The organism is Bradyrhizobium sp., assembly GCF_036009065.1.
Lineage (GTDB): Bacteria > Pseudomonadota > Alphaproteobacteria > Rhizobiales > Xanthobacteraceae > Bradyrhizobium.
Genome location: NZ_DASYMN010000414.1, coordinates 25,576 through 50,439 on the forward strand (window position 1 = coordinate 25,576; position 24,864 = coordinate 50,439).

A 24,864-nucleotide genomic window follows, 5' to 3' on the forward strand; every position below is an offset into this window, starting at 1 on the left:
ATTAGTGAAGATGACGCCGCCCTATTTGGAACTTATTATTAACTTTACGCAGGCTTTGGTTTTCTTCCTTCGCTGTAAGCCTTCGTTAAGGTTCAAATCTTTGAAGTGTTCAGTTACTAATATTTTCTCTATTACTGTGATTTTCTCAATAGTTCCGACGCGAATCTAATGGAACCTCTGTAGTCAAGAGTAGAATGCGCTTTTCAACCAGAAAGCGTACTGCCGAAAGCAGGCGCACGCGCCCGCCTATATTTTCCGCGTATGCGGGATGCGAGGGTACTATTCGATTCACCAGATGAAACCTGGCGCTCGCGCCCGCTGCCGTCCGGATCCCGCCCGGGGCTGAAGTCGGGACGCCGCCCCGCCAGGACTCAGTCGCTGGCCCCTCCGCTCAGCCAGCTCGAAGCTGAGGTCGAAATGATCGAACGCCGCCCCGTGCCCGGCCCTCTTTCGATGGAACTTCCATCGAACCCATTTCGACTTTGATGATTGCAAATGAATCTTCATGATTCTGGGAGAGATTGCGTATCGCTACTCAGAAAAAGACTTTTCCTGGCTTTTGCTCTGTTGCCTCATGGGGTGTTGCGATGACCGAACAATCGAAAAATACCAACGAGCCGCAAAGCGCGGCATCAGACATTCCGGCGAACATACGACGCGATAGCACCCCAACTCTCTTTGCCGACGGCTTGCTCGGTGGCTCGATTGAATCCGGCGTTGTCCGTCTCGAGCTTCTGGCCCGGCAATTTGATGCAGAAAGCAGGTCGCTCAGTTCGGCCATTGTCGGCAGGCTGGTGATGCCAGCGGAGAAATTTGCAACCTTCGTTGCCGCGCTGACGGAGATCGTGAAGAAGGCCAACGCCGCCAAGGCCCCTTAAGCGGTGTACGGCGCTTGCTCGAATGCGCAGTTCCGTGATGGCCATTTCTATCTGCCGGGTTAACTAAAAACTCAATTCTCCGCACCGGCGCCGGACGCATACGGGGAAAACCGGCTAGGCGCGTTTTGGGCTGGGATCCGGCGTGATGTACCAGAGCAGCAAGAGCACCAGAAGGCCGTTCGACAGCAGACTCGTGGACAACGCAACATTGAGCAGGGCTTGCACGACCAGTGCTGCAGACGCCGCGATCAATGGCGGCGGGAGGCGCGCCGACACGCTGTTCCCGACTGAGATAATTATTCCGCATACTAATGCCGATATCGGCGCCCAGACCGGGCCCACCGAGGCGATGCCTTCCGTGCTGAAAAGCGAGGCGTTGAGATTGCCCAGACCATAGCGGTCCGCGAGAATCACACTCAGCTGCCTGGTGTATGGGCAGCCAATGACTGCCCCAACGACCTTGATCTGGCAAAAGTTAGTCAATTCATTGCTGGCAAAGAACTCCGAGTAATAATTCATCGCGATCGATGGAACCGCGAACATTCTAATGTTTGCATATCCGAACATATATGCCGCAAGCACCGCTATCGGGCCTTCCGCCGGAGCCACCGCGAAGAATAGCAAACAGAAAGTCATCGGAATCAGCAGCGCGAGCACGGTGGCCCGCTTCGGTTCGAATGTTCGAAACATCAAGAACACGAAAGGCAGCCAGACCGCGGCGAAAAGCACGGTCTTGTTCAGCAGGACCGGATAGAAAAGCACGATCAAAACCAGCGCGGCGGCAGCCGCATAGTAGCGACGCTGCAGGCTGAAATACGCGAATGCAAACGGCAGTACGGCGCCGATCAGGGACCCCGTAATATAGTTCAGGATGGCCGGGCGGACGAATGTGCTGCGTAGCTCTTCGCCCTCACGTATCCCGACAAACGCCCGGCCGTAGTAACCATTCCACACCAGCACGGCGACAGCTAAACCCAGCGCCAGCATCAGAAACCGGTGCATGGCTCGCGGCGACAGCACTATCGTTCGTCGCAGCGGCGCGGTCTGAAAAAGCAGCGGCAGCAGAAACATCAAAAGCGAGGCGATCGCCGACAGCCGAGCCAGATCGCGATCGTAGTTGAGATCGCTGAAGTAGGTGATCCAGACGAATCCGGCCACCACGCCGTAAAAGCTGATGCCGACAAGATATCCGAAGCTGAAGCGCGCCAACAGGAACAACGGAATGAGGCCGGCCGCCAAACCGATCCCGGCAAGCGCGTTGAGTGCATTCCGATGTCCGATACCGACGCTATGTTCTACCGTGGCAATGGAAATGCAGTTGACCGCCAGGAATATTGCCAGCAGCAAGGCCAAGCCACCGGCGCGTTGCTCGACGCACAAATATCTCAAGAACCTGAACCGGCGCGGATCGGTCATCGCTCGGTAGAAATCTTTCGGCGACAGGATCTGCCTGCTCCAGGCTATGAATGGCCGCTCCACCGATCGCTCGGTCAACCAGGCCAGCGGCACGGCGACGCTCAGCACCACGGCTGCGTAGGCCAACCCGAACCAGAGATAGTGCGGGGTAATCCTGTCGGCTCCGACGGTTGCTTGAAAGAACGGAAAAAGCTCGTACATCGCCACGGCGTGCCAGAGATACACGCTGTAGCTGATGCGGCCCAAAAATTGCAGCGGCGCACTGCGCAGGACGCCCCCGTCCCGCGCTTTGTAAAAGATCAAAGTGACCGCGATCGCCGACAGCACCAGCGAACCAAGCAGGGCGTTGGTTTCGTTGCCGAATGCAAAAAACCGTTCCAATGCGACGGCCACAAGGCAAAGTCCCCATAGCCAGGCCGGGAGCTTGGCCGCCACCTGCCTTGCAGCATCCGTCGCGATCAGCATGCCGAGCGCGAAGGCGAGCAGTGAGGCGCGCAGAATGAGCATTCCGAACAGCGGCCCGTTAAACAGGTAAAACAGCGCGAACAGCACGAAGGCAAACGGAACGGCGGGGCCGAAGGGCCGCTGCAACCACACGACCAACAGAACCACCGGGACCATCAGCATTTCGGCCTGAAGCGTCCACGTCTCGCCGTTGACGCCGGTCTCGAGCAGAAGACTGTTGAGCAGCATCTGCCGTGGCGCGAAGGGAAGGCCGAACAGCGCCGGCAGGGAAATGTAACTCACCGCGCCAAAGGCCAAAATCGTCACGATCAGTGCCGGATAGATGCGCAGGATACGCCGGAAAATGAACCTGCCGGCCGTCTGCGCGTCGAACTCGCGCTCGCGCTGGAGCGATGCCGATAGCACCAGCCCGCTCATGATGAAGAAAATGTTGACTGCCGCCTCAGCGTTGAAGACGCTAAGCGCGAAGCGGCCGGGCCAATCCGCAAGCGGCACATCGGCCAGCTTCGGGACGATGATGCGAGTCGGAATGGTCAGATCGCACAGATTTATCGCCTGATAGACGACCACCGCGATGGCGGCCATGCCCCTCAAACCGTCAAGCCCCGCCGCCCGTTGTTTGTATTCCACTTCCGCTCGTCAACTGGTTAGGACACCGATGTCAAGGAACCATAATGCCATAAATCGAGGAAATCAGAAAAGCTGCTGCGCAAGCCAATCAATCGCGTGCGTGGGATACCGCTCCTGCAAGAAATTCCATCGGCGGCGCGATGCACCGGATCGCGTTTGCCCGCGACCGCACTCATCAAGTTCTCGCCGGCAGCGATTGAAATAGCACTCTGCTCCGAAGCGTGTGGCGCTGGTAGCGGACGCGATAAATGCGCGGTGCCGCGGAAGATCAGAACATTTCGAGCTGCTCTTCGAATCCGATATGGCCGCCCTCGGCTGATCGGACACGACCAAGCCATTTACAGATCGACTGTTGTTGCACTAGTAATGGTGGATTCTATCCACAGGGCACCCAATTAGTCGGAATTCCAAGGAGCGGGAGGCGACTCGCTCCCCTTGGAAGGACCTGCGAATCGATTCGGCGCTCTGATACAGGTTCGTGTACAGTCAGGCCTCGGCTAACCAGACTCCGCATGCGTGCGGGACCAATCAATTGACCAATGTTGGAAATCAATGATTCCGGTGTATCAACCCTACCTGACAGGCAAAGAGAAGGAATACGTAGCCAGTTGTTTTGATTCGACCTGGATTTCGTCGAGGGGCGAATTCGTTTCCCGGTTCGAGGCGGAATTTGAAAAATTCACCGGGGTCAGGCATGCGACCAGCGTCTGCAATGGAACCGTGGCACTTCATCTTGCCATGATGGCGCTTGGATTGGGGCCTGGAGACGAGGTTATCGTTCCGACCCTGACTTACGTCGCATCAGTCAATACGGTGGTTCAAGCAGGTGCGACTCCGGTCTTTGTCGATTCGCTGAGATCTACATGGCAGATCGACCCGAAGGACGTGCAACGCAAGATTACCCCGCGGACCAAGGCCGTGATGGCCGTGCATCTTTACGGTGCGCCATGCGACATGACTTCCCTTACCGAACTCTGCGAGCAACACGGACTTTTTCTCATTGAGGATTGCGCCGAGGCATTCGGAACCCTTTACCGCGGCAAGCATGTCGGCACGTTCGGCGATATCGCCACCTTCAGTTTCTTCGGCAACAAGACCATCACTACCGGCGAAGGCGGAATGGTCGTTACCAACAACTCCGAGCTTTTCACCAAGGCCTATCATCTGAAAACCCAGGGCGTTTCGCCGACCCGCGAATACTGGCACGACACCATCGGCTACAATTACCGCATGACCAATATCTGCGCCGCCATTGGCGTTGCGCAGCTCGAGCATGCGGGACAAATCCTGAGCAAGAAACGGCTGGTTGCGGAATGGTACGACGAAGAACTCGCCGACCTTCCTCTAACGAGGCACCAGGAGTTCGAGAATATGCGTCATTCCTGGTGGATGTATTCCATCCTGGCCCGCGACCCCGACGAATGTTCCCGCCTGCGCAACACGCTCAGACTTGCCGGCGTCGAAACCAGGCCGCTTTTCCATCCCGTCCATCTGCTTCCGCCGTACTTCTCCGGACTGAGTTTTCCCGTCGCCGAATCGCTCTCATCCCGCGGAATCAATCTACCGAGCTATCCGGGTCTGGAACGGAGGGATGTCAAAATGATCTGCCAAACCATTCGCGCGCAGTACGACGCCAGCGATTCAAAGATCGTTCCGTTCCGCTAGCACGACGCCGCGGAACCAACGCTTGCTCCTTGCGCGATCTATCCGCAACTCGCGAAACCTCCCGGCGATCATATCGTCGCGTGAAGTCATGGCAACACAGAGTACCGGGCGATGGCCGAATATCTGGAAAATATCTGGAACTCGAGATACTTTTGGACACACCTTGCGATGGCCGACCTTCGCTCGAAATGGCGCAGGTCGTTTTTCGGGATACTCTGGTCGATCATTCAGCCTCTCGGCCTGACCATACTGCTTGCGATCGTCTTCGGCAGAATTTTCAAGACCGATATTGTCAAATACGCGCCGTACATACTTTCGGGAATTATCGTCTGGGATTACATCTCGTCAACCGCGCTGGGCGGTTCGCTTGCCTTCGTTCAAGCCGACGCTTACATCAAGCAGTCCCGCCATCCTCTTGCGATCTACACGTTGCGCACCGCGCTCGCCAATCTGATCGTCATGGCGATGGCGAGCTTGAGCCTGATCGGCTGGGTGCTGATCGTATTGCCGGAAAATTTCGGATCGTGCTGGCTTGCGGCGCTGTTGATTTTTCCGATCGCCGGGTTGATTTGCTGGCCGATGGCGACGCTCCTTGCCTACATCGGCACCCGCTTCCGGGATCTTCCGCACGCGCTGGGCTTGATCCTGCAGGCACTGTGGTTCGTATCGCCGATCTATTTTGATGCTCAGATATTTCGCAACGGCGGCCTTAATGCCTTGGTCGACTACAACCCGATCTATCATATTTTGCAGATCGTCCGGGCGCCGCTGTTGCAGGGTCAATGGCCCAGCCTGGAAAATTTTGCTTACTGCGCGGCCACCTTCATCGTGGTATCCATTCTGGCTTGGCAGGTTGGACGCAGGGCCGAACAGAAAATCATATTCTACCTATGAAAGAAAATCGCATATCGCTGGCCAACGTCAATCTTCATTACTCGGCGACCGCCTTCAAAGACCGCTCGCTTAAATCCTTGCTGACCAATTTCGCCCAGCTGAAGCGCGACGCGGGGGAGCGACGCGATATTCACGCGCTGAAGGACATCAATATTGAAATAGGACCCGGCGAGCGCGTCGGATTGCTGGGCCATAATGGCGCAGGCAAAAGCACGCTTCTGAAAATGATCGCCGGACTCTATCCGGTGTCGGCGGGCATCCGCATCGTCGAAGGCACCATTCGCTCGATATTTGAAATCGGCCTCGGCTTTGAACCGGATGCCACCGGCCGGGAGAACATTCTCTACCGCGGCCTGCTGCTCGGGATGACGCCAAAATTCATGCGCGCCATCCAGGACGACATCGTTGCTTTTGCCGATCTCGGCGAATTCATCGACTATCCGGTCAAGACCTATTCCAGCGGCATGCTGGTGCGCATCGCGTTCGCCATTTCGACCGCTGTCGGCGGCGACATTCTTTTGCTGGACGAGGTTATCGGCGCCGGCGATGAAAATTTCATGATCAAGGCGCGCGAGCGAATTCGACAGCTTGTCGAGCAATCTGAAATTCTCATACTCGCGTCTCACGACCTGAATTCCCTCGCTGGAATCTGCCGACGGGGCGTGGTACTCCATCACGGCGAGGTCGCCTTTGATGGCCCCATCTCCAGCGCAATCGCGCGATACAGGGAAATTAACGGCATCCGGTGATGACTGAGCAGAACAATCATAGAGTTATGTGGCTGCTCAACCATGTCGCAGCGCGACGATTCGAAATTCCGATGCTGAAGTCGATCGGCATCAAGGAGATCTTTCTTCCCAAGATCATTCCGCCGGATCACAATTTTCGCAGCGCTTCCGTGGATTTCTCGGAAGACGGCAATCTGAGCATTCCGGCCGATGACCTGGCGATCCTGAACGGCGCGGACTGGTATCGTGAACCGGGAATCGATGCGTGGAAGGTAGCCAACAGATATTTCGACGTTGCATTTTTCATTGCCCATCGGCTGGAAATGCTGACCAGCACTGCGAGACATTTCGCGGGGGCGGCAATCTGGCGCGCTTACGGCCTCGACGCGTCCATGAGCTACAGTCGTATCCTGGATATGACGAAAGGCGGCGGTGGATGGAAAGACATCCGTCGCATGGGCAATCGCTTCTGGTTTGGAGAGGCGTATCAGCATCTCGACAAGATCGAACGGCCTGCATTGAAGCAACGGGCGATATATCTTCCTCTGGGATTGAGCGACTCTGAAGCCAAGCTGGTCTGGTCCGGTCAACATAAACGGCTGTTCTTTGTATGCCCTGAAATCGGCTTCAATCCTTATTATAAAAAAATCTACGACGAGTTCCGAAAGGCGTTCTCTGAATTTGATTTTGTAATCGGCGGCTCGCAACCGATTGCGGTCGAGGATGAACGGGTTCTGGGCTTTGTCTCGACCGAAGAGCATCAGCGCAACATGCGAGAGCTTCGTGTCATGTTCTATCATTCATCCGAGCCCAACCATGTTCATTATCATCCGTTTGAAGCGGTTCGGGCCGGCATGCCGCTGGTGTTCATGGCTGGCGGCTTGCTCGACCATTTGGGAGGGGTCGGTCTGCCGGGACGCTGCGAGTCGATCGCAGAGGCGCATGCTAAAATTCGCCGAATCCTTGACGACGACTGGAAGCTGATCGACGAGATTCGCGCGACCCAGCCGCGGCTGCTTGAACCGATGCGGCCTGAGGCGTGTCGACCGGTGTGGGTCGAGAAGTTCGGCAAAATTCTCGCGCAGTTGCAGGTAGCCCGCCATGCCGGGCAGATCGCACTTGCCCCGAAGCGAAAACGCATCGCCGTCATTCTTCCGGTTCAGTATCGCGGCGGAACGCTTCGCGCCGCAAAGCTGCTCGCAATCGCGCTTTGGGAAGGTAGTCGCCAGGAGGGAGAGGATGTCGACGTGATTTTCGGCCACGTCGATGACCCCGCATTTTACAGCCGGCGTGATTTCGAAGACCTTCCACCGACGATCAGCAGGCGGCCATATACATGGGCTTCCCTCGATGGTCCGGTTGCGCGCCGGGCGATGACGTATGCGGGATTCGAAACCTGGCAGCCTAGCTCGGAAAAATATTCGCTTCCGGACGATGGCATGCGCCAGTTTGTCGATTGCGACCTGTGGCTGGTGGTATCCGACCGCCTCGCCGCGCCGCTGCTGCCGATCCGGCCATACGTTCTTCTGGTCCACGATTACTTGCAGCGATATTTGCCGCATGGCTCAGGCTTGGCGGAGTACTCTTTCCTGGCGGCCGCCCGTGTTGCGGAACGGGTGCTGGTGACGACAAAATTCACGGAAGGCGACGCCCTGCAGTATGCCGGCCTTGATCCGGAAAGGGTCTTTCGCGTGCCCATGCTGGCACCGAAATTCGAGCCCGTTGCAGACCTTCAGACTTCCCGGGAACGTCCATACTTTATATGGCCGACCAACGCCGCTGCTCACAAGAATCATGTCAACGCGTTCAAAGCGCTCCGGATCTATTGGGAGGAACTCGGAGGAAACCTCGACTGCCACGTCACAGGGGTCAGTACGAGCGGCCTGCTCGATGATGAGCTGCCGTTTCTGAGGTTGCTTGGAAATTCGGCCGACGACATAGCCGCGCTTCGCGCCAGAATTCGGCTGCACGGAGAACTTTCCGATGCGTTGTACCAGCGCGAGCTGGCCGGCGCCCGGTTTCTTTGGCATCCGGCTCAAATTGATAACGGCACGTTCAGCGTGGTCGACGCCGCGCACGTGCGTGTTCCCGCCCTCTCGAGCGACTACCCCGCGATGCACGAAATCGACGACCAGTTCGAGCTCGGCCTGGCATGGACGCCAAGCGATGATCCAGGTCGCATGGCCCGGGCGTTGAAGTGGATGGAACAGCATGCCGAAGAGCAGCGCTCGATGCTGCCGTCGCAAGAGCACCTCGAGAAGCATAATGTGAGTGCATTTGCCGGCCGGTACTGGGCCGTGGTGCGGGAATGCCTGTGAAAGTTTACGGAATCTATCTGGCCTATGCGCCGACGATCGATCTTCAGTATCAGGGCCTCGGACGTTATCTGGCCTACTTCTTGAAGGCGGCGGCGAAGAGATCCGATGTTCGCTTTGTCGTGGCATGCCCGAGCTGGACCACGGAAGGCCTGTTGCAGTTGTGCGAGTCCGAGGGGCTCGCCGCCGGCACGTTCGATATCATCTCGCTGCCCGATAAACCCCTGTTGCTGCGCGCCTACGAGCGATACCTGCAATATAAGCGGCGCCCCTTTCGTCCCGGCATTTTTGCCGCATGGAGACAGGCATTTCTCTCCAAATGCATGCAGCATCGCTTGTCGATTGAACGACGACTAGCGACATCGCGCAGCGCGCTGGGCCTGCTTCCATGGCTGATCTATGTCGTGGCATTGGGCGTTCTGTTGTTGCCGGTCCTGCTTGTTATGGTCGCCTTGAAGGGTGCCTCGCGGCTGTTTCTCGCTTTGCGAAGCCGCTTCGTGGGATGGTCCGGAATCGCACGGAACCTGCTGAGGCTCCAAACGCTGGCCGCGCAACCCAAGGAAGAGGCTCTGGTGCTGCGGCTCTACCATTTCATGGCCCAGCACGAGACCGACGTCTTGATCGCGAAGATCAATCGGCTGACGCACGTCGCGGCCTGGTACAGCCCGACTGCGTTCTGGCCGTCCTTCAACGCCATCAAGGCTCCGCATGTGATGTGCGTTCCGGACGTTGTTCTGAAAGACTTTCCGGTCGGGTTTGCCCACGTCGGCGGCGACCGCTTTCTTGAGAATTTCAGGATGGTGGAAAAGGCCATCGAAGGAGGCAACCGTTTCATCACCTACAGCAACGATATCAAATGGAGTACGCTGGTCGATCACTACGGCGTAAATCCGGACAGTGTCGACGTCGTACCGCACGCGGTCAATGATTTGCACGCCTGGGTGAATATAACCGGCTTTGCGGATAACGAGGCGACGGGACGCCGATACGCGGAAGCGCTGTTCAGTACCGCGCTCGGCAAGGCCACAAATATCGAGTATGCTGGCTCATTTGCCAATCGTTCGGCTCGGTTTCTCTTTTACCCAAGCCAATTTCGTCCATCCAAAAACGTGCTCGGCTTGCTGCTCGCCTATCATCATCTTCTCAAGCAACGCTACCTCGGCCACAAATTGATCTTGACCGGCAATCCCAAGGACATGCCCGAGATCGGTGAATTCATCCGCAACAATAACCTCGCAAACGATGTTCTCTGTCTTCATGGATTGACCGTGCCCGAGCTTGCGGCATGTTACCGGCTGGCGGATTTGGCAATAAACCCCAGTCTCAGCGAGGGCGGCTGTCCATTTACCTTTAGCGAGGCGCTTTCAGTTGGGACGCCTGTCGTCATGGCGAGAATTGCGGTAACCGAGGAAGTCATCACCGACCCCGAACTGCGGGCCATGATGCTGTTCGACCCTTATGTTTGGCAGGACATGGCTGACCGCATCGAATGGGCGATTCAAAACCGCGACAGGCTGCGGTCTGTTCAGATGGATGCCTTTAAGGCGGCTTCGCTGCGAACCTGGGACGACGTCGTCGCCGACCACATCGAGATTTTGAATCGCATTTCCGCCGGCCCCGCTGCGGCCCTGTTGGGTCAAAAATGACCGCGGTGCCGCGCGGCCTTGTTGTCTTCGGCTTCGGTGGGCATGCGCGCAGCGTCGCCGATATCGCGTTGACACTCGGCATTGAAGAGATCATTTTCGTCGATGAGGCAGCTCACGTAAACGAGAGTCTATGGGGGTTCCCGCTGCGAAAAACATTCGACGAACAATTGCCGGACGGCTGGCAGGCGTTTGCAGCTTCCGGAGACAATCAAACCCGGCAGGTTCAGGTCGCCGCCATTGCCGGGCGCTCCTGGCCGCTCGCCACGCTGGTTTCCCCGACCGCAACGATCGGAAACCAAAGCAGTATTTCGGCCGGCTGTTTTATCGGCCACCATGCTCATGTCGGCCCTTTGTCGATTATCGGGGAGGCCTGCATTATCAACACGGGCGCCGTGGTCGATCATGAGTGCAAGATTGGCGATTACACGCATGTCTCCGTGAATGCGTCGGTTGCAGGCCGATGCCACCTGGGAAGCTTCGTCTTTCTGGGAGCCGGCGCGGTGGTGATCGACAAGGTTTCCATTGCCGACTCCATCACGGTCGGGGCGGGCGGCGTCGTTATCAAGTCGCTCGTTGAGCCAGGCACGTATGTCGGCGCTCCGGCGCGCCCGGTTGAAGCCAAAACGGATCGAGCGCGCCGTTGAGGGTTCTGCATTTCTTCAAGACCTATTTTCCGGATTCTTATGGCGGGATCGAGCAGTTCATCTATCAATTGGCCCGCGGGACCACGCTTCGCGGCATCGACGTCGATGTGCTTTCACTGAGCTCCGGCGCGGACATCGAGACGCGCCATTTTGACGGCCACACGGTCCACCGCGTTCGAAAAAATTTCGAAATCGCTTCTACCGATTTCTCCTTTGCAGCGTTTGGCAAGTTCGCGGCTCTGGCCCGTCAAGCCGACATCGTCCATTACCACTATCCGTGGCCGTTCGCAGATATCGTGCATTTTGCCGCCGCGCTCTCTAAACCCACCATATTGACATATCATTCGGATATCGTCCGGCAGCAGCGATTGCTGAAGCTGTATAAGCCGTTGATGAAGCGTTTTCTAAAAAACGTCGATCGCATCGTCGCAACCTCGCAAAATTACCTGGAGACCAGCGACACCCTTAGCGGCTACCTCGACAAGACCGAGGTCATTCCGATTGGTCTCGACCGTTCGACCTATCCCGATCCCGATCCTGCCCGGTTGGCGGCATGGCGGACGCAGATTGGCGAGCGATTTTTTCTCTTCGTGGGAGTGCTGCGCTATTACAAAGGCCTTCACATCTTGCTCGATGCGCTTCGCGGCACCGGTTATCCCCTCGTGGTGGTGGGAGCCGGACCAATCGAGGCTGAATTGCGCAGCCATGCCGCCCAAATCGGCTTGACCAATATACGTTTTCTGGGAGCCTTGTCGGACAGCGACAAGGTCGCGCTTTTGGAACTGAGCTATGCCGTCTTGTTTCCGTCTCATCTGCGCTCCGAAGCATTTGGAATTTCGCTTCTTGAAGGCGCCATGTTCGGCAAACCGATGATTTCCAGCGAAATCGGTACCGGCACCAGCTATATCAACGTTCACGGCGAGACCGGACTGGTCGTCCCACCGAATGATCCAGCCGTTTTGAGACAAGCGTTACGGACACTCTATGAGAACCCGGAACTGGCTCATGAAATGGGCCGCCGGGCCTACCATCGATATCAGCGATATTTTACGGCCGATCTGATGGCTGACAGCTACATCAATCTCTACCACGCGATTTTATCGCAGCACCGGCGCGAGCGCTGAAGTCCCCGTTAAGGGAGGCGAAGAAGCGCGCCATTCAGATGCGTCGCCGGGCCGCTGTCCGGCACATCCGATTTCCACGCAAAACCCCTTCACGTGGCCAGGCTTCCAACCTAAGCTGCGGTTCTCTCAAAGGCTCATCGATATTGAAAACGTGGCAATAACAGTCCGCAATCATCAGCTGGATGGCATGCGAGGTATCGCCGCGACCATCGTCATCTTTTACCACGCCATTCTGCATGCCGATCCGAGCCTGGTCGGCCGGGTGCTCTACACGCCCATTCAGGACCTGACGGCGGTCCGGGATATCGTCACCAAGCTCGCACTGACAATCTTTGACGGTGAAGCAGCGGTCATGGTTTTCTTTGTCCTGAGCGGCTTGGTGCTGCATCAATCGCTTCAGCGCGAACCGCAGGGCCCGGCGCTGATGATCTCCGCGCGATTCACGATCCACCGCCTCTTCAGAATTCTGCCGGCGGTGATCGTGTGCATGGTCGCAGCCTACCTGATGTGGAAGACATTCGCCCTGCTCGGGCTTTCCGGGTTTCCCGACATCACGGCGGATCAGCTATGGCGAAATGCGCTTCTGATCCAGATCACGATCCATGGACCGTCCGGTTCGGTACAAACCGAGCTGGCGGCGATTCCCATCTTGCTGGCGTGTTTTTTCGTCAATCGCCGTTTTGGGCCGTTCGCGCTGCTGCTTTGTTTCCTGTTTACCATCATACAGGTTCAGAACCCGGTGCTGATTTTCCGCTACGCGAACCTTTGGCCGAGTGCCTGCGCGTTCGTCGGCGGAATGCTGTTGGCTCTCCCGCAAAGCAAGTCGACCTTCGCCCGGGCGGGAACTGGAACCGTGATCGCGTGCCTCTGCTTTTTCATGCTGTGCCGGCATATCGTGCCGGGGCAGTCCATCGCAGCGCTCATCGCGCAAACGATTTCCTGCGTCATCTTGATCGGGGCAATCGCCTATTCCGATGCGCCCCTCGTCAATTCGGTCTTGAAATCAAAGACCGCGCAATTTCTTGGCCGCGTGAGTTTCAGTCTTTATTTGCTGAATGTTCTGGTGTTGTTTTGCCTGTGGTCGATTCCCGAGCTGTCAACGCCGACTGTTCATGCCCTCGAAACCGGGGTGCTTGTCGGCATCGCGGCGTTGGTGGCGACGCTGCCGTTCGCCTATGCCTCGGAGCGATGGATCGAGCGGCCCGGCATCGCATGGGGAAGATGGTTCGCCTCGTGGACGGAGCTGCGGCCCGCTCAAGTTCCGGCATTGCCGGTCCGCCCGGCCGATTGAGAATTCGAAGCGCCGCTGCAGCCGTCCGCGTCACGCCTGCGACGCGCTATCACTTGCTTGCACAACCGAAGGCCGTCATACTTCCTCGCGTATCCAATCGGCTGGGGCGATTTGGACGATGGCGACAGCTCCCAACCACGGGCGCCTGCGTGTTTCCTGGCGGCCGGTCGAAAGTGAAAAACTCGGCGAGCTGCTCGGCGGTACGATTGCCGACGTCGGGCTCACGGGGCCGGATGTCACGACACTGGCTGCCGAGTCGCACGTCGCACGCGCGCGGCGGATCGTTGCCGAAACCCCCACCGACGCCATTGACCGCGCCCTGCTGTTGTTCGGCGCACCGCAAGTCCTCGGCGCCACCAGCGCATCCGCCGAAGCCGAGGCCCTTCTCAGGGACGCCGCCAAGATCGAACACGCGCTGATGGTGCAATACCTCTATGCCGGTTTCTCGGCCATCAATGCCACCGGCTTTGAACCAGGCGTAGAACTGCGCCGCATCGCCATCGAGGAAATGGGGCACCTGCTTACGGTCACGAACCTCGCGCTGGCGCTTGGCGGCGAACCCTATTTCGGACGCCAGGACCAGGATCCGGCGCCGGCTTACGATCCATATCCGTTCACTCTCGAACGGCTGTCGCTCGCGTCGCTCGGAAAATATGTCGCGGCTGAAGCGCCCGAACCGAAAGACCTTGAAGACGAGACGGAGCGGAAAACGCTGGAGCGGATCAGCAGCGAAGCCGCCGGCGGCATCAAGGAGGGGGTTATCCACCGGGTTGGACTTCTCTATCTGCGGCTGTTTTTTCTTTTCCAGGAGAACGACAATGCGACCGCACCGTGGACCGCCGCGGCAAGGGCAAAGGATTGGGGACCGGCCTGGCACGTCGATGAAACCGACATCTCGCAGGAAAAGCTCGGCCGGCAGATGGCCGGCGGTTTCTGGAAATCGGAAGACAAGGAGTTCCTGGGGCTGGCCGCGAAAACCCGAAAGGAGGTGCGTGAAGCGATCTACGCGGTCGCGGCGCAAGGGGAAGGCAGCGCACCCGCGCACCTCAGTCATTTCCGGCGGCTGTTCCGCCTCTACCAGCACGTCGAAAACACTTCGGTGCCGCTGGAGAAACTCTCCCGCCCGTTCCCGGCGTTGAGCGGTGCCATTTTCGACGAGCCCGCCCGGTCGCTGAGCCAATTGTTCGACGCCCGCTACGAACTTCTGCTGATCAACCTTCAGCAGGCGTTTCTTTACGCCAGCGAGGCGGAGGCCCGGCTGTGCAGGGATTGGTGCCTTGAGGAAATGAAGAACATAATACCGATCCTGCTGAGGCTCATCGTCAAGCAACCGCAAAAAGCAGGTGGCAATCCAAAACTCGACCCCGCCGCGCCCTTCTTCCATCTGCCGGACACACCGGTACCGCTGGAGGCCGCGGCTCTCTGCACCAGGATGACGGTCGCAATCGAGACTTCCACGAAATGCATCGCTTCGGCGATGGCGGCAGGTATTGCGGAGAGTGACGTGTTCGAGGCGATCAAGGAGCTTGATGAACGCCGCACCAGTGAAGCCAAGTTGATCTGCTCGTAATGGACCACGGAGGAACACATGGCAGACAGGATTTTCTCGATCTATCCCGCGGTCGGTATCGCACGCGTGGGCGATGCCGACCGGTCCGGCGACGATTTCTTTTTCATCGGACCCGAGATTCCGGACCTTCCGCCTAACTTTGATAAGGCGACGAACAGCTTCGGCGCATTCAAGGTCGACGGCAAGGTCCGGCCGCAGGCGGTCCGCTTCCGTATCTTTGAGTATGAGCGGGCCGCTGACGGCACCGACAAGCTGATCGGTGAAGTGAAGCTCGGCGAGCGCGGCATCAGCGCCGTGAAATGGACGGTGCATCTTGCCAACCGCAAGGCCAGCTTTTGCAAATTCATCGGCCAGCAGGGCGCCGAAGACAAGCCGTACTTCAAATCCTACACGCCGGACATGATGCGCAACCCGGCAATCCCGGGACTGCAGAAGCGCAAGAAGGAACTCGAACTCGATCCCGGCCCGAAGACGATCGACGCCGGCGCAGCCACGGTCGTCGAGCTGGCGATCACCCAGCCGAAGCTCAAGAAGATCAAGACGCTCGGGCAACTAAGGTCCGACCCGGAAGGCAGGTTGATCGTCATCGGGGGCTTTGGGTTTGCGGAATCGTTTCCGAATGCCAACGCGCCGTTGGGGTCCTATGTGAACAATCCGGGCTGGTTCGATGACGTGTCCGATGGCCCGGTCACGGCCGAGCTTACCGTGGACGGCAAGACAAAGGCCGTCGAGGATTCGGCCTGGCTGGCGGTAGGGCCGCCGGACTTTGCGCCGGGTGTGCGCAGCTATCGCACGATGTATGACACGCTGGTCGACGTTTATGTACGCAACAGCAAGGCGGGCGGCCCATTGGCAAAGCTGTCGCCGGAAATAGAGGAACTCCGGCTGTTCTTCGAGAAGAAGGACTCAGCTACGCCGCATCTTCCTTCGTTCACGCGGCACATCTACCCGATCATTGCCTCGGTATCACGCATGATCCGGCTGCATCAGGACAGTGTGGCGAATGAGCCCGATTATCACCGGCGGTTGAACCCGAAAAATTACGATGTGCTGGGCGGCGAAGACGATTTCGATACGGCTGAAGTCGACAGGATATTCAGGAAGATCAGGGATCCGCAGGCGACCGGGGCGCCCAATGCCAGCCTGATGCCGCTGGCATACGGCGATTATTACGACGATGCCAACGGGCGCGGCGGCGAAGGGGACCCACAATTCCTGCACGCCGTCTCCGTGCTTCAATACGCGCTGCTGAAGGCGTGGCGTGCCGGAAACATCGTGAAGGACTGGAAGCGCGTTCCTGAACCTGCCGACAAGATCACGCCCGATGGGCTGACGCGCGCGGCGCTGGAAGGAGCGGTCGGCGGTGCGTTCTTTCCGGGGATCGAATGCGGCTGGCTGTTCACCAAACCCGAAGTCTTCAAGGCGCCATTTCGCATAGCCATCGGAACCACCGTCGGCTCGATCCCCGTCGTGCCGGACGGCTCTCCCGGGGAGCCCAAGCGCTTTGACCTGATTCTCGGGGCGGGAAGCTTCTCGCAGCAGATGGCGCAACCCTGGCATGCGGATTTCCATGATTGTGTCAGGGACGATTCAAAACTCAGCACGATGATTGCGTGGTGGCCGGTGCAACGGCCGGACGTCGTGTTCGTGCAACACGAAGGGGGGGCGAACCGGTTGCGTTGGGACAGGGACATAGCAGGGAGACGCGGCATGGTGAACGACTGGGCGACGCGCGGCTTCGTAGTCGATACCGGCGGCAACTTGTTCGAGGTCGACGGGCCTGCCGCTGCAATCGCATGAGCGCGAGCGCCTACGATCTGGCGATCCTGGGCGCGGGTCCTGCCGGCTCGGCGCTTGCCTTGCGCGTGGCACGTGGGGGTGCGTCGGTTCTGCTTGTCGATCGTGGCAATTTCGAGCGACCGCGTTTCGGAGAGACGGCGCCACCGTCTTTCCGGCGTGCGATCGCCGAGCTTGAACTCGACCATATCCTCGATACACCGCGGATCAGCCGTGAAGCCTCGGCGGTCGTTTCGGTGTGGGGGCAGGACGAGCCGATGCAGCGGCATCATTTCGTCTCCCCGTATTCCTCCGCCGTTCACCTCGACCGGCAACAGTTCGACCGGGCGCTTGCGCTGGAGGCTGGAAAGGCCGGCGCGACGGTGCATTTGGGAACTGGCGTTAGCGTAACGGCGGACCGAGGCGGGGATTATGTACTGCAACTCCGGAACGGAGAAACCGAGCGGGCCCGCTTCCTGGCGCTCGCCGTCGGGCGCTCCGCCGGGGTCGGGCGTTTTCATCAGCGCCGTTATCACCTCAATGACCATGCGTGCCTGGTCGGGTATCTGTCGGGCGAGCCCGGCGATAGCAGAACCCTTATCGAAGCCGTGCGGGACGGTTGGATTTACGCGGCCGCGCTCCCCGGCCAACGGACGGTCGTCGCATTGACCACGTCCGCCGGCATGGTTCCGAACTCCGCGGAAGCGCGGCTGTCATTCTGGTGGAAGGCGATCGCACGCAGCCTGCTGATCGCTCCTGCCGTCGCAGGCCTCTCACTGGCCGCGGGCCCGTTTGTCGTAAACAGCCGCGCCTCGGCGGCGCGCCGTGTCGGAGGCAGGACGTGGTGCGTTCTGGGGGACGCGCGCATGGCCCCCGATCCGCTTTCCGGGCAGGGACTTCTTTGGGCACTTGATGACGCCGCCCTGGTCGCGAACTGCTTCCTCCAATCGCAGGCCGACAGCATTGCCGACAAACTGAAGTCGCGCTCGCAAGCCAACCTGCCCGATCATTGCAGAGCCGCGGCATCGATCTACGCCATAGAGCAGCGGTTTGCCGGGGCGCCATTCTGGAATAACGCGATTACGATGCCCACAAGCGCCCGTACTTGATTGAGTAAGCCGTATTCATTGTCAGAAGCGTCGATCAGGATCGACGGGCATAGCAGCCGTTTCACCCCCCTTGCCCAGCAGCGGACACGGACCGTTGGTCTGCAGCTTCTTGGCTGCGATGATGTCGGCCGACGAACACTCCAGGTAATAGGCGACGGTCTCGACCCTGATCTTGACCGATCCCGCCGGCTTGGTCGCGTCGAGGTCCTGGAACGAAAAGAACAGCGTTCCCGAACCTTCGACGATCTTCTGCACCGGCGTGTAGGTCGGCTGGTCCATGCCGCATTCGTAACTCGCCAGCCGGATCACGCAGCTCACCCATGGCAGGCGGGCGGCGACCTTGGCGCCCCACAGGATTTCGTTGGTGTTGCCGCTGTAGGACGACGGCCACACGTCGCGCACATCGAAAGGCGAAGAGATCGTGCCACTCCGGATATCGTCGCCGAACAGCCACTGCATGAGGTCCTGGTCGACGGGCAAGTACTGGGCCCACAGGATCGGATATCCATAGGCCTGCAGGTCGGCTTCGATCTCATGACCGATTCCGGGATCCATGTGATAGGGCCGGGCCAGCACCAGGATGCAGGGCCGGTCGTTTTCGGCGCACCATCGCAGGATCTCGCGCCCCTTGTCCTGCATCTGCTTGTTGAATGCCGCGAGCGCTTTGTAACCGGCGCCAACCGCGCTTCCAACCTCCGCCAATGTGAGGCCGGGAATCGCGTCCTCCAGCGCGCGGTGCAGTTGCTTGGGGACGATCAGCGGTTCGGCAAGCGAGAGGAATGGCGAGATATATTTGATCCCCCGTTCGGCGAAGACGTCGCGTTCCTTCAAAAAACCCGCCTTGATGTTTTCCGGCGCCGCCATCACGCGAGGGCATGCGAGCGAATCCACCACATGCCCGTTCAGGAACGACGGCAGCGAACGGATCATCGGCGACAGCAGGATATCGATGCCGTGTTTCTGGCCGAACACCAGCTCGCCATAGTGCCCGGATATGCATTTCACCGGATAGCAGCAATCGACGGTGCCGCGGCCGCGGCCATATTCGCGGCCCTGTTCGTCGCTGGTGGCTTCGGAGAACACGATGCGGCGCGGATCGAAGCCGAGCGCGACCAGCAAGCCGAGCCAGAACTGATGCGTCGACCAGATATTGAGGACGCGGGGAATCCCGACGCGCAGTTCAGACCGTGACTTTGGCGGCGCGGAAAGCTTGGTTCCGAACCATTTCTCCCACGTTGGGATAAGCATGTCTGCGCTCCTCGATTCCAGCCTTCACCACCCGCAATTCGCCGGCGTCCTCGACGAGGCCCTTGGGGCACGAGTTGCCGCTGATGACACGCTCGTACCCCTCCCCCACCGGCACCTTGCTCCATGGCCTGCCTTTGCCGTCGGGCAAGGCGACGTCGATGAAGGTGCGCTTGCAGGCGACACTGCACCAGCGGCAGGTCGTATTCTCGTTGGTGGTGCTGCGATAGGACAATTGCTCGATTGTTTCGAAACCCCGGAAGCGACTGGGCTTCCCGCTTTGCCAGGCGTCGTAAGCGCATAGCGCAGCCCCGATTGCGCCCGCTTCTCCGGAATAGGGATGGGTCTCGATCTCGGCGTCAGGAACCTTGCTGGTGATGAAATCGACCTGCGCCTTGACCACCGCGAGGTTGCGATGGGTGCCGCCCTGCAGCACGAACTTGCGCCCCACAGCGCGCAGGTTGGTCAATTGACAGGCATAGACCCACACATTGAGCGGCAGCACGGCCGCAAGCGACGCCATGATTTCTTCCGCCGACCAGCCCTTGCGCTGCTGGTTGACGATGTCGGACTGCAGGAACACGCCGCAACCCATGGCGAGGGCAGGCAGCGACTTGGCGGCGAAGGCGCGCTCGGCATAATCTTGCAGCGGCACGTCGTAGCGCTCCGCCACGCCTTGCAGGAAAGCGCCGTTGCCGGAGGAGCATTGCGAGTTGAGGCGGAAGTCGGCGACCGCCCCACCACGCAGGATCATGACCTTCACGTCGGTGCCTCCGACGTCGCAGATCACGTCCGCGTCGGGAAAGAAGTGCAGGGCCGCGCGCGCATGCGCCACCGTCTCGACGATGGCTGTGTCGGCGCCGACGATGTCGTTGAGCAGATCCTTGCCGTAACCCGTGAGCGCCAGAGCGCCGATGTTGCGGAATCCAGCCGCTGCGATCTGCCGCATCAGGTCCTTGGCGTCCTCGATCGGATTACCCATCGACAGCGCGTAGCAACTGAACAACAGCTCCTGCTCCGGCGAAAGCACCACGGCCTTGGCCGTAGTGCTGCCGAAGTCGCATCCGACCAGTACCGGTTCGCCGGCCGGACGGACCTCCTGTTCCTCGTCCGGCGTAGCAAGCTGGCGCTTCGGAGCGCCATAGTCTTTCAAAAACTGCGCGAGATCCTGTTCTCCGGAAGTTAGCCCGCCGCGGCCTTCGCGCGCTTTCTGTTCGTGCTGACCCTGATCGATCCACCAGCGCAGCCGTTCCGTTCCGCCGTAGCAAGATTTCGCATCGACCTCCGCCTTGCCGATATCGATGCAGCCGAGGCTTGCGTAGTAAACCGCTTCCGCCGGAATCTGGATGAGCTCTCCGGGATCTTGATCGGGCAAAACAACCTTTCGCTCGGTCCAGATATTCGTGAGGTGGTGACGCCAGGCTTGCTGCAGGCCGGTGAAGAACAGGTTCGGCCCGCCGAGCAGCAGCACTTTTGGCGCCGGCGTGTTGCCCTTGGTCAGCGTGGCGAGGTTCTGGTAGACCACCGCCTCGAACAGGCTGGCGATGATCTCCTCGACCGGTACGCCACCCTTGACCAGCGTGTTGGCATCGGTCTCCGCGAAAATCCCGCATTTGGAGCTGATCTTGTGCAGCGATTGTCCGCTGTACGTCATTTTCGCCAGCGCTTCCGGCGAAATCTGCAGTTTCCGCGCGGTCTTTTCGATGAAGGTGCCGGTGCCGCCGCTGCACGCCGACTGCATATAGACCTGCTTGTTGCGGCCCGAACCCGAGGGCGTGAAAAAGATCGTCTTCATGTCTTCGCCGCCGATTTCGGAGACGAACTGAACGTCCGGATGCAGTTTTTCCACCGCCGTTGCCACGGCAACGACCTCCTGGATAACCTTGCCGCCGGCCAGCGGCGCGATCAGCCCGCTGCCGGAGCCGGTGAACAGCACGACATCGCGGCCGCGCTCGAGGCTGCATTCGCTCTCCATGCGCAACAGGAACTCCAGCACCTTTTCCGCCTGCCGCGTATGGTGGCGCTGATAGTCCTGCCACACGATTTGGTCGTTCTCGACGACAACCGCCTTGACGGTGGTCGAGCCCACATCCATTCCGACGACCTTCACGCCCGGCCTCCTTGGGCCAGTTTCAGGGCAAGGTTGGCTGCGGTGCCGGCTACATCGCGATGTGGCACGCGCCAGGTCGCCTTCTTCAACTTCGGATTGCGATCAAGCCGGGCTCGCGCGGTTTCGAGAGTGAGGCCGGTCTTCGACAACACGCCGTCGAACTCGGACCGGGCGCGCTTCTTGGCCTCGGTCAGGATCATCTGGCAGCGCGACAGCGCATGCACCTCCGCGTCGCCCTTGATTTCCAGCGGAGCGTAGAGCAGATCGGGATGCTTGGCGATGACGCCCGCCATGGCGCCGACGCTCATCGTGTTCGGCATGCAGGCATAGGGCGACAATTCGCAGATCATGTGCGCCTTCTTGTGAAGATGGCTCCACAGCGCCTTGCCGACCAGCATGTCGCCCTCGCCGCCCGACAATTGATGATGGAAGTACGGCGCGGCGAGGCGGCGCAACTCGTATTGATCCGGAGTCTCGTGCGGGATATCGCCGAGCGCGGCGCGCATGCGGTTGTAGGTCCAGCCGAATATCTTCTGTAAGGTCCGGATCTTCGCGATCCTCAGACGCGCGGTGCGATCGATGCCGACGTAGTCCTCGATCTGCTGGACATAAAAGCGAAACCAGTAATCGAGCCAGACCACGATCGGGGCCGGATAGACCTCCGCGCCTTCGGCTTCGAGCCAACGGTGGATGTTGTAATTCGGGTCACCTTCGACCGTCTGCAAATAAAACTCGCCGGTGATCTTCACGACCGGTTTTGCCTGTAGCCGGTCGACCTCGATCGCCTCGAACTTGCGGAACACTTCGCGCAGCGCAGCGAGGAAATAGTCGGTGGTCAGATGCCAGACCAGCGTTCCCCATTTTTTTCCCTTGTGGGGCCGGTTGCCGAACACCTCGCAAAGATAATCGACGCTTTCCCGCACGACGGCATCGGTTTGCCCGGGGACGACCTCATACGGCCTTGTTTTATATTCAAGGCCTTGCAGCGCATCGGTGCAAAGCACAGCCCACACCACGCCGAGCGAGAACGGCATGTCGACGTCGATGCCGCCGCCGGCGAAGCCTTCCTGCTCCAGCTTGTCCTGTTCCATCAGGAACAGCCTAAAACTTTCAAATCCGATGTTGCGCAGCGCGAGCTCGTAGCTCTGATGATACTGGCCGAACCGGCAGGCGCCGCAGGCGCCGGCGGACAGGTAGATGTATTTGTCCGCGGCCTCCTTAGGCCCGATGCGCGACGCCTCACCCTTGAGGAAGCCTGCCAGATTGCCGGTGACAAAACTCGTCGGGCAACATTGTCCGATGTCGGCGAGTTCGCGCCCCAGAAGAAGATCGTCCTTGGTGGCGGTCGGCAGCGGCCGTGATCGGTAACCTACGTTCGCCATGGCAGCCTGGATCACCTTCTCCAGGCGCCAGTGCAGGCCGCCGAACAGGATTTCAACTTCCCCGCGTTCTTCGCGCTTGAACGGCCGCGCCGAATAGGCGCGGTAGGCTTGACTGGTTGACGGCACGAAAGCCTCCCATTATCGGACGAGGGAACGGACCTCATGGTGAGGAGCGCCGCAAAGCGGCGCGTCTCGAACCATGGCAGCGTGTAGCCATCCTTCGAGACGCGCTCCCAAAGGAGCGCTCCTCAGGATGAGGATAGCGTGTGGTTCGGGCGTATGCGGATCTCCGATCATGGCATCACCCCGAAATTCTTGGCGAGATCCGCGGGCGTCATGTCGGTCGGCCGGCGTGCGAAGGTCACGCCGGCGCGCTGCAGCGCCCGCGCAATCAGAGCAACACAGCCTTGCTGGCCGCGATCGCGGACCTCGAACCAATCGCCTGTCAGAATTGTGAGCGCCAGGAGCGCAAAACTCAATCGGCCGTATTTCTGCCTGAGGCAGGAATAGGCGTAGCTCGATGCCCTGGCCCGGTCGGCGGCGGACAGATCGAGATACACATAGTGATAATCCTGGTCGCGATAATTTTCGAGACGGTTGATAACCACACCGGTCGGGACCACCTCGATGAGATGACCTTGGGGACTGACAATGATTCCAGCATGGCTCCAGTGCGCGAGCGCACGATCGCCATTCCTGCGGCAGCGCATGCGTATGAAGAAGCGGATGGACTTGCCGAGCCAGCCGGCGCCGCGGATCAGAACAATGTCGCCCGGTCGGGGATCGGATATGCTTTCTCCCGGCCGGCAGTGCGTGCAGGCGACCGGCTTGCCGTTCGCGGCCGGCGCAGAGGCATTTAGCTGTTTTAGCTCCGATAGGCTCATTGCGACTTTCGCGTAGTCGACGTTCTTACCCGTTAGGATCGGTTCCGTTGCCATTGTGGAAATGCCTGAGAATGACATCGGATGAAAGGGCTGCGCTGTAGATCGCGACATCCTGAATCGCGCCGACGAACGGAAACAGCGGGCTGGCAACGACGTCGGCAGGCTGCGGCCGCCTCGGCACGTACGGAGCGCCGGCGCCGATCCATAGCGGCTGGGTGCTGTTCGGCATGTAGACGGCGGACGTGACCTTGTCGAGTTGCGCTCCATTCACGTAGAGGGTGAGCGTCTGGCTCGGACCGTCATAACTCAACGCCAGATAACAGGTCGTTCCGCCGGGCCTCTCCGTACCGCTCAGCGTAATCGCGGGATCGGCAATGCCGACAATCGTGAATCCCGCGGCGCTGGTGCCACCGTTCCCGATCATGCCCGCCCAACTATACACGCCGGGCTGATCTTCTTCCGCCCGGGCGAATAGTGCGAAGCCCGTGCCTGGATTTATATCGCGCGAATCCAGCACAAACCTGTTCGCATGCGTCGCCTTCGCGCTCCAGTCGACCCGCACCCAGGCCTCGATCGTGAACGATGTCAGCGGAATGAATTTGACGTTGAACGGAACGTCGACATAACCGCCATTCACCACCACACAGGGCGTCACGATGGCGGGGTCGTTCGCAGGCTGAACGGCGTCGCCCTTGACGATTCCGGGCTGCCCAAACGCGATGGCGCCGGGTGCATCAGCCGACAGAATGTCGGGTCCGGGCGGGTTGCCGACACTATAAGCCAGCCATGGATAAAGCGAAGGCGCCGTGGTGGAATCGATATAGCTGCCCTTGTTATCGGATATGAGTTCGGACGCGGGATCGGTATCCGCTGCTTCGCGGAGCGGCCAATAGGCAATGATCGCGGGATTCAGCAGCACCGTCTTGCCGGTGTATTCGGTGTAGGGCGGCGCTGCCTCGTATGCGGGAAGTATGCAGCCGGCGAAGCAAAGCATGCCGACGATGCCGAGCAACATAACGGGAAGCAGAACGATCAGCGACGTGCTCATGAAATCACCTGCATCCGGCACGGCGCGGCGGCGAGTTGACTGAA

At 59.4% G+C, this 24,864-nt stretch carries 18 protein-coding genes; 12 read left to right on the plus strand and 6 right to left on the minus strand.

Annotation, left to right across the window (positions count from 1 at the left end; all coding sequences use genetic code 11):
• Window positions 1–587 precede the first annotated feature (587 nt).
• Window positions 588–878, plus strand: a complete 291-nt coding sequence (locus tag VGP39_RS24820; protein WP_327570734.1) for a hypothetical protein — start codon at window positions 588–590, stop codon at window positions 876–878.
• A gap of 114 nt (window positions 879–992) precedes the next feature.
• On the opposite strand, the gene VGP39_RS24825 is transcribed toward VGP39_RS24820, so the two are convergent.
• Window positions 993–3,344 (minus strand): acyltransferase, encoded by a 2,352-nt coding sequence (locus tag VGP39_RS24825; RefSeq protein ID WP_327570735.1) that lies wholly within the window; start codon window positions 3,342–3,344, stop codon window positions 993–995.
• Window positions 3,345–3,941: 597 nt separating this feature from the next.
• Between VGP39_RS24825 and VGP39_RS24830 the strand changes: the two genes are divergently transcribed.
• The 11 genes from VGP39_RS24830 (at window position 3,942) to VGP39_RS24880 (ending at window position 18,151) form a co-directional block, all read left to right on the plus strand.
• Complete coding sequence (locus VGP39_RS24830) at window positions 3,942–5,054, plus strand: DegT/DnrJ/EryC1/StrS family aminotransferase (protein ID WP_327570736.1); 1,113 nt, start codon at window positions 3,942–3,944, stop codon at window positions 5,052–5,054.
• 111 nt (window positions 5,055–5,165) lie between these two features.
• Entirely contained in the window at window positions 5,166–5,948 is a 783-nt protein-coding gene (locus VGP39_RS24835; protein WP_327570737.1) for an ABC transporter permease, read from the plus strand.
• A complete protein-coding gene (locus VGP39_RS24840; RefSeq protein WP_327570757.1) occupies window positions 5,945–6,697 on the plus strand; it encodes an ABC transporter ATP-binding protein in 753 nt (250 codons plus the stop codon). Before VGP39_RS24835 ends, VGP39_RS24840 begins: the two co-directional genes overlap by 4 nt.
• Window positions 6,697–8,994 (plus strand): glycosytransferase, encoded by a 2,298-nt coding sequence (locus tag VGP39_RS24845; RefSeq protein WP_327570738.1) that lies wholly within the window; start codon window positions 6,697–6,699, stop codon window positions 8,992–8,994. Before VGP39_RS24840 ends, VGP39_RS24845 begins: the two co-directional genes overlap by 1 nt.
• A complete protein-coding gene (locus VGP39_RS24850) occupies window positions 8,991–10,637 on the plus strand; it encodes a glycosyltransferase (protein WP_327570739.1) in 1,647 nt (548 codons plus the stop codon). The genes VGP39_RS24845 and VGP39_RS24850 overlap by 4 nt, the downstream gene beginning before the upstream one ends.
• Complete coding sequence (locus tag VGP39_RS24855; RefSeq protein ID WP_327570740.1) at window positions 10,634–11,281, plus strand: acetyltransferase; 648 nt, start codon at window positions 10,634–10,636, stop codon at window positions 11,279–11,281. Before VGP39_RS24850 ends, VGP39_RS24855 begins: the two co-directional genes overlap by 4 nt.
• Window positions 11,278–12,405, plus strand: a complete 1,128-nt coding sequence (locus tag VGP39_RS24860) for a glycosyltransferase family 4 protein (RefSeq protein ID WP_327570741.1) — start codon at window positions 11,278–11,280, stop codon at window positions 12,403–12,405. The genes VGP39_RS24855 and VGP39_RS24860 overlap by 4 nt, the downstream gene beginning before the upstream one ends.
• 151 nt (window positions 12,406–12,556) lie before the next feature.
• Complete coding sequence (locus VGP39_RS24865; protein ID WP_327570742.1) at window positions 12,557–13,696, plus strand: acyltransferase; 1,140 nt, start codon at window positions 12,557–12,559, stop codon at window positions 13,694–13,696.
• 118 nt (window positions 13,697–13,814) lie between these two features.
• Window positions 13,815–15,266 carry a ferritin-like domain-containing protein gene (locus tag VGP39_RS24870; RefSeq protein WP_327570758.1) on the plus strand — a complete coding sequence of 484 codons (1,452 nt, stop codon included), beginning with the start codon at window positions 13,815–13,817 and terminating at the stop codon, window positions 15,264–15,266.
• An 18-nt stretch (window positions 15,267–15,284) separates the two neighbouring features.
• Entirely contained in the window at window positions 15,285–17,066 is a 1,782-nt protein-coding gene (locus tag VGP39_RS24875) for a LodA/GoxA family CTQ-dependent oxidase (RefSeq protein ID WP_327570743.1), read from the plus strand.
• On the plus strand, window positions 17,063–18,151 hold the full coding sequence (locus VGP39_RS24880; RefSeq protein WP_327570744.1) for an NAD(P)/FAD-dependent oxidoreductase: 1,089 nt from the start codon (window positions 17,063–17,065) through the stop codon (window positions 18,149–18,151). Before VGP39_RS24875 ends, VGP39_RS24880 begins: the two co-directional genes overlap by 4 nt.
• A gap of 21 nt (window positions 18,152–18,172) precedes the next feature.
• Here VGP39_RS24880 and VGP39_RS24885 read toward each other — a convergent pair whose 3' ends face one another.
• The 5 genes from VGP39_RS24885 to VGP39_RS24905 form a co-directional block, all read right to left on the minus strand.
• Window positions 18,173–19,399 (minus strand): acyl-CoA dehydratase activase-related protein, encoded by a 1,227-nt coding sequence (locus VGP39_RS24885; RefSeq protein ID WP_327570745.1) that lies wholly within the window; start codon window positions 19,397–19,399, stop codon window positions 18,173–18,175.
• Window positions 19,332–21,506 (minus strand): BadF/BadG/BcrA/BcrD ATPase family protein, encoded by a 2,175-nt coding sequence (locus VGP39_RS24890; RefSeq protein WP_327570746.1) that lies wholly within the window; start codon window positions 21,504–21,506, stop codon window positions 19,332–19,334. Before VGP39_RS24890 ends, VGP39_RS24885 begins: the two co-directional genes overlap by 68 nt.
• Window positions 21,503–23,014, minus strand: a complete 1,512-nt coding sequence (locus VGP39_RS24895) for a hypothetical protein (RefSeq protein WP_327570747.1) — start codon at window positions 23,012–23,014, stop codon at window positions 21,503–21,505. The genes VGP39_RS24890 and VGP39_RS24895 overlap by 4 nt, the downstream gene beginning before the upstream one ends.
• 167 nt (window positions 23,015–23,181) lie before the next feature.
• The gene (locus VGP39_RS24900; protein ID WP_327570748.1) at window positions 23,182–23,772 is read right to left on the minus strand and encodes a hypothetical protein; all 591 of its coding nucleotides are present in this window, start codon (window positions 23,770–23,772) and stop codon (window positions 23,182–23,184) included.
• A 25-nt stretch (window positions 23,773–23,797) separates the two neighbouring features.
• Entirely contained in the window at window positions 23,798–24,820 is a 1,023-nt protein-coding gene (locus VGP39_RS24905) for a LamG domain-containing protein (protein ID WP_327570749.1), read from the minus strand.
• Window positions 24,821–24,864: the final 44 nt, after the last annotated feature.

Excerpts from the sequence above, each read along its gene's own strand:
- VGP39_RS24840 (WP_327570757.1), top strand. The coding sequence starts at position 5,945 with ATGAAAGAAAATCGCATATCGCTGGCCAACGTCAATCTTCATTACTCG.
- VGP39_RS24825 (WP_327570735.1), bottom strand. The coding sequence starts at position 3,344 with ATGGCCGCCATCGCGGTGGTCGTCTATCAGGCGATAAATCTGTGCGAT.
- VGP39_RS24870 (WP_327570758.1), top strand. The coding sequence starts at position 13,815 with ATGGCGACAGCTCCCAACCACGGGCGCCTGCGTGTTTCCTGGCGGCCG.
- VGP39_RS24900 (WP_327570748.1), bottom strand. The coding sequence starts at position 23,772 with ATGAGCCTATCGGAGCTAAAACAGCTAAATGCCTCTGCGCCGGCCGCG.
- VGP39_RS24880 (WP_327570744.1), top strand. The coding sequence starts at position 17,063 with ATGAGCGCGAGCGCCTACGATCTGGCGATCCTGGGCGCGGGTCCTGCC.
- VGP39_RS24820 (WP_327570734.1), top strand. The coding sequence starts at position 588 with ATGACCGAACAATCGAAAAATACCAACGAGCCGCAAAGCGCGGCATCA.
- VGP39_RS24855 (WP_327570740.1), top strand. The coding sequence starts at position 10,634 with ATGACCGCGGTGCCGCGCGGCCTTGTTGTCTTCGGCTTCGGTGGGCAT.
- VGP39_RS24885 (WP_327570745.1), bottom strand. The coding sequence starts at position 19,399 with ATGCTTATCCCAACGTGGGAGAAATGGTTCGGAACCAAGCTTTCCGCG.
- VGP39_RS24830 (WP_327570736.1), top strand. The coding sequence starts at position 3,942 with ATGATTCCGGTGTATCAACCCTACCTGACAGGCAAAGAGAAGGAATAC.
- VGP39_RS24905 (WP_327570749.1), bottom strand. The coding sequence starts at position 24,820 with ATGAGCACGTCGCTGATCGTTCTGCTTCCCGTTATGTTGCTCGGCATC.
- VGP39_RS24875 (WP_327570743.1), top strand. The coding sequence starts at position 15,285 with ATGGCAGACAGGATTTTCTCGATCTATCCCGCGGTCGGTATCGCACGC.
- VGP39_RS24835 (WP_327570737.1), top strand. The coding sequence starts at position 5,166 with ATGGCCGAATATCTGGAAAATATCTGGAACTCGAGATACTTTTGGACA.
- VGP39_RS24845 (WP_327570738.1), top strand. The coding sequence starts at position 6,697 with ATGACTGAGCAGAACAATCATAGAGTTATGTGGCTGCTCAACCATGTC.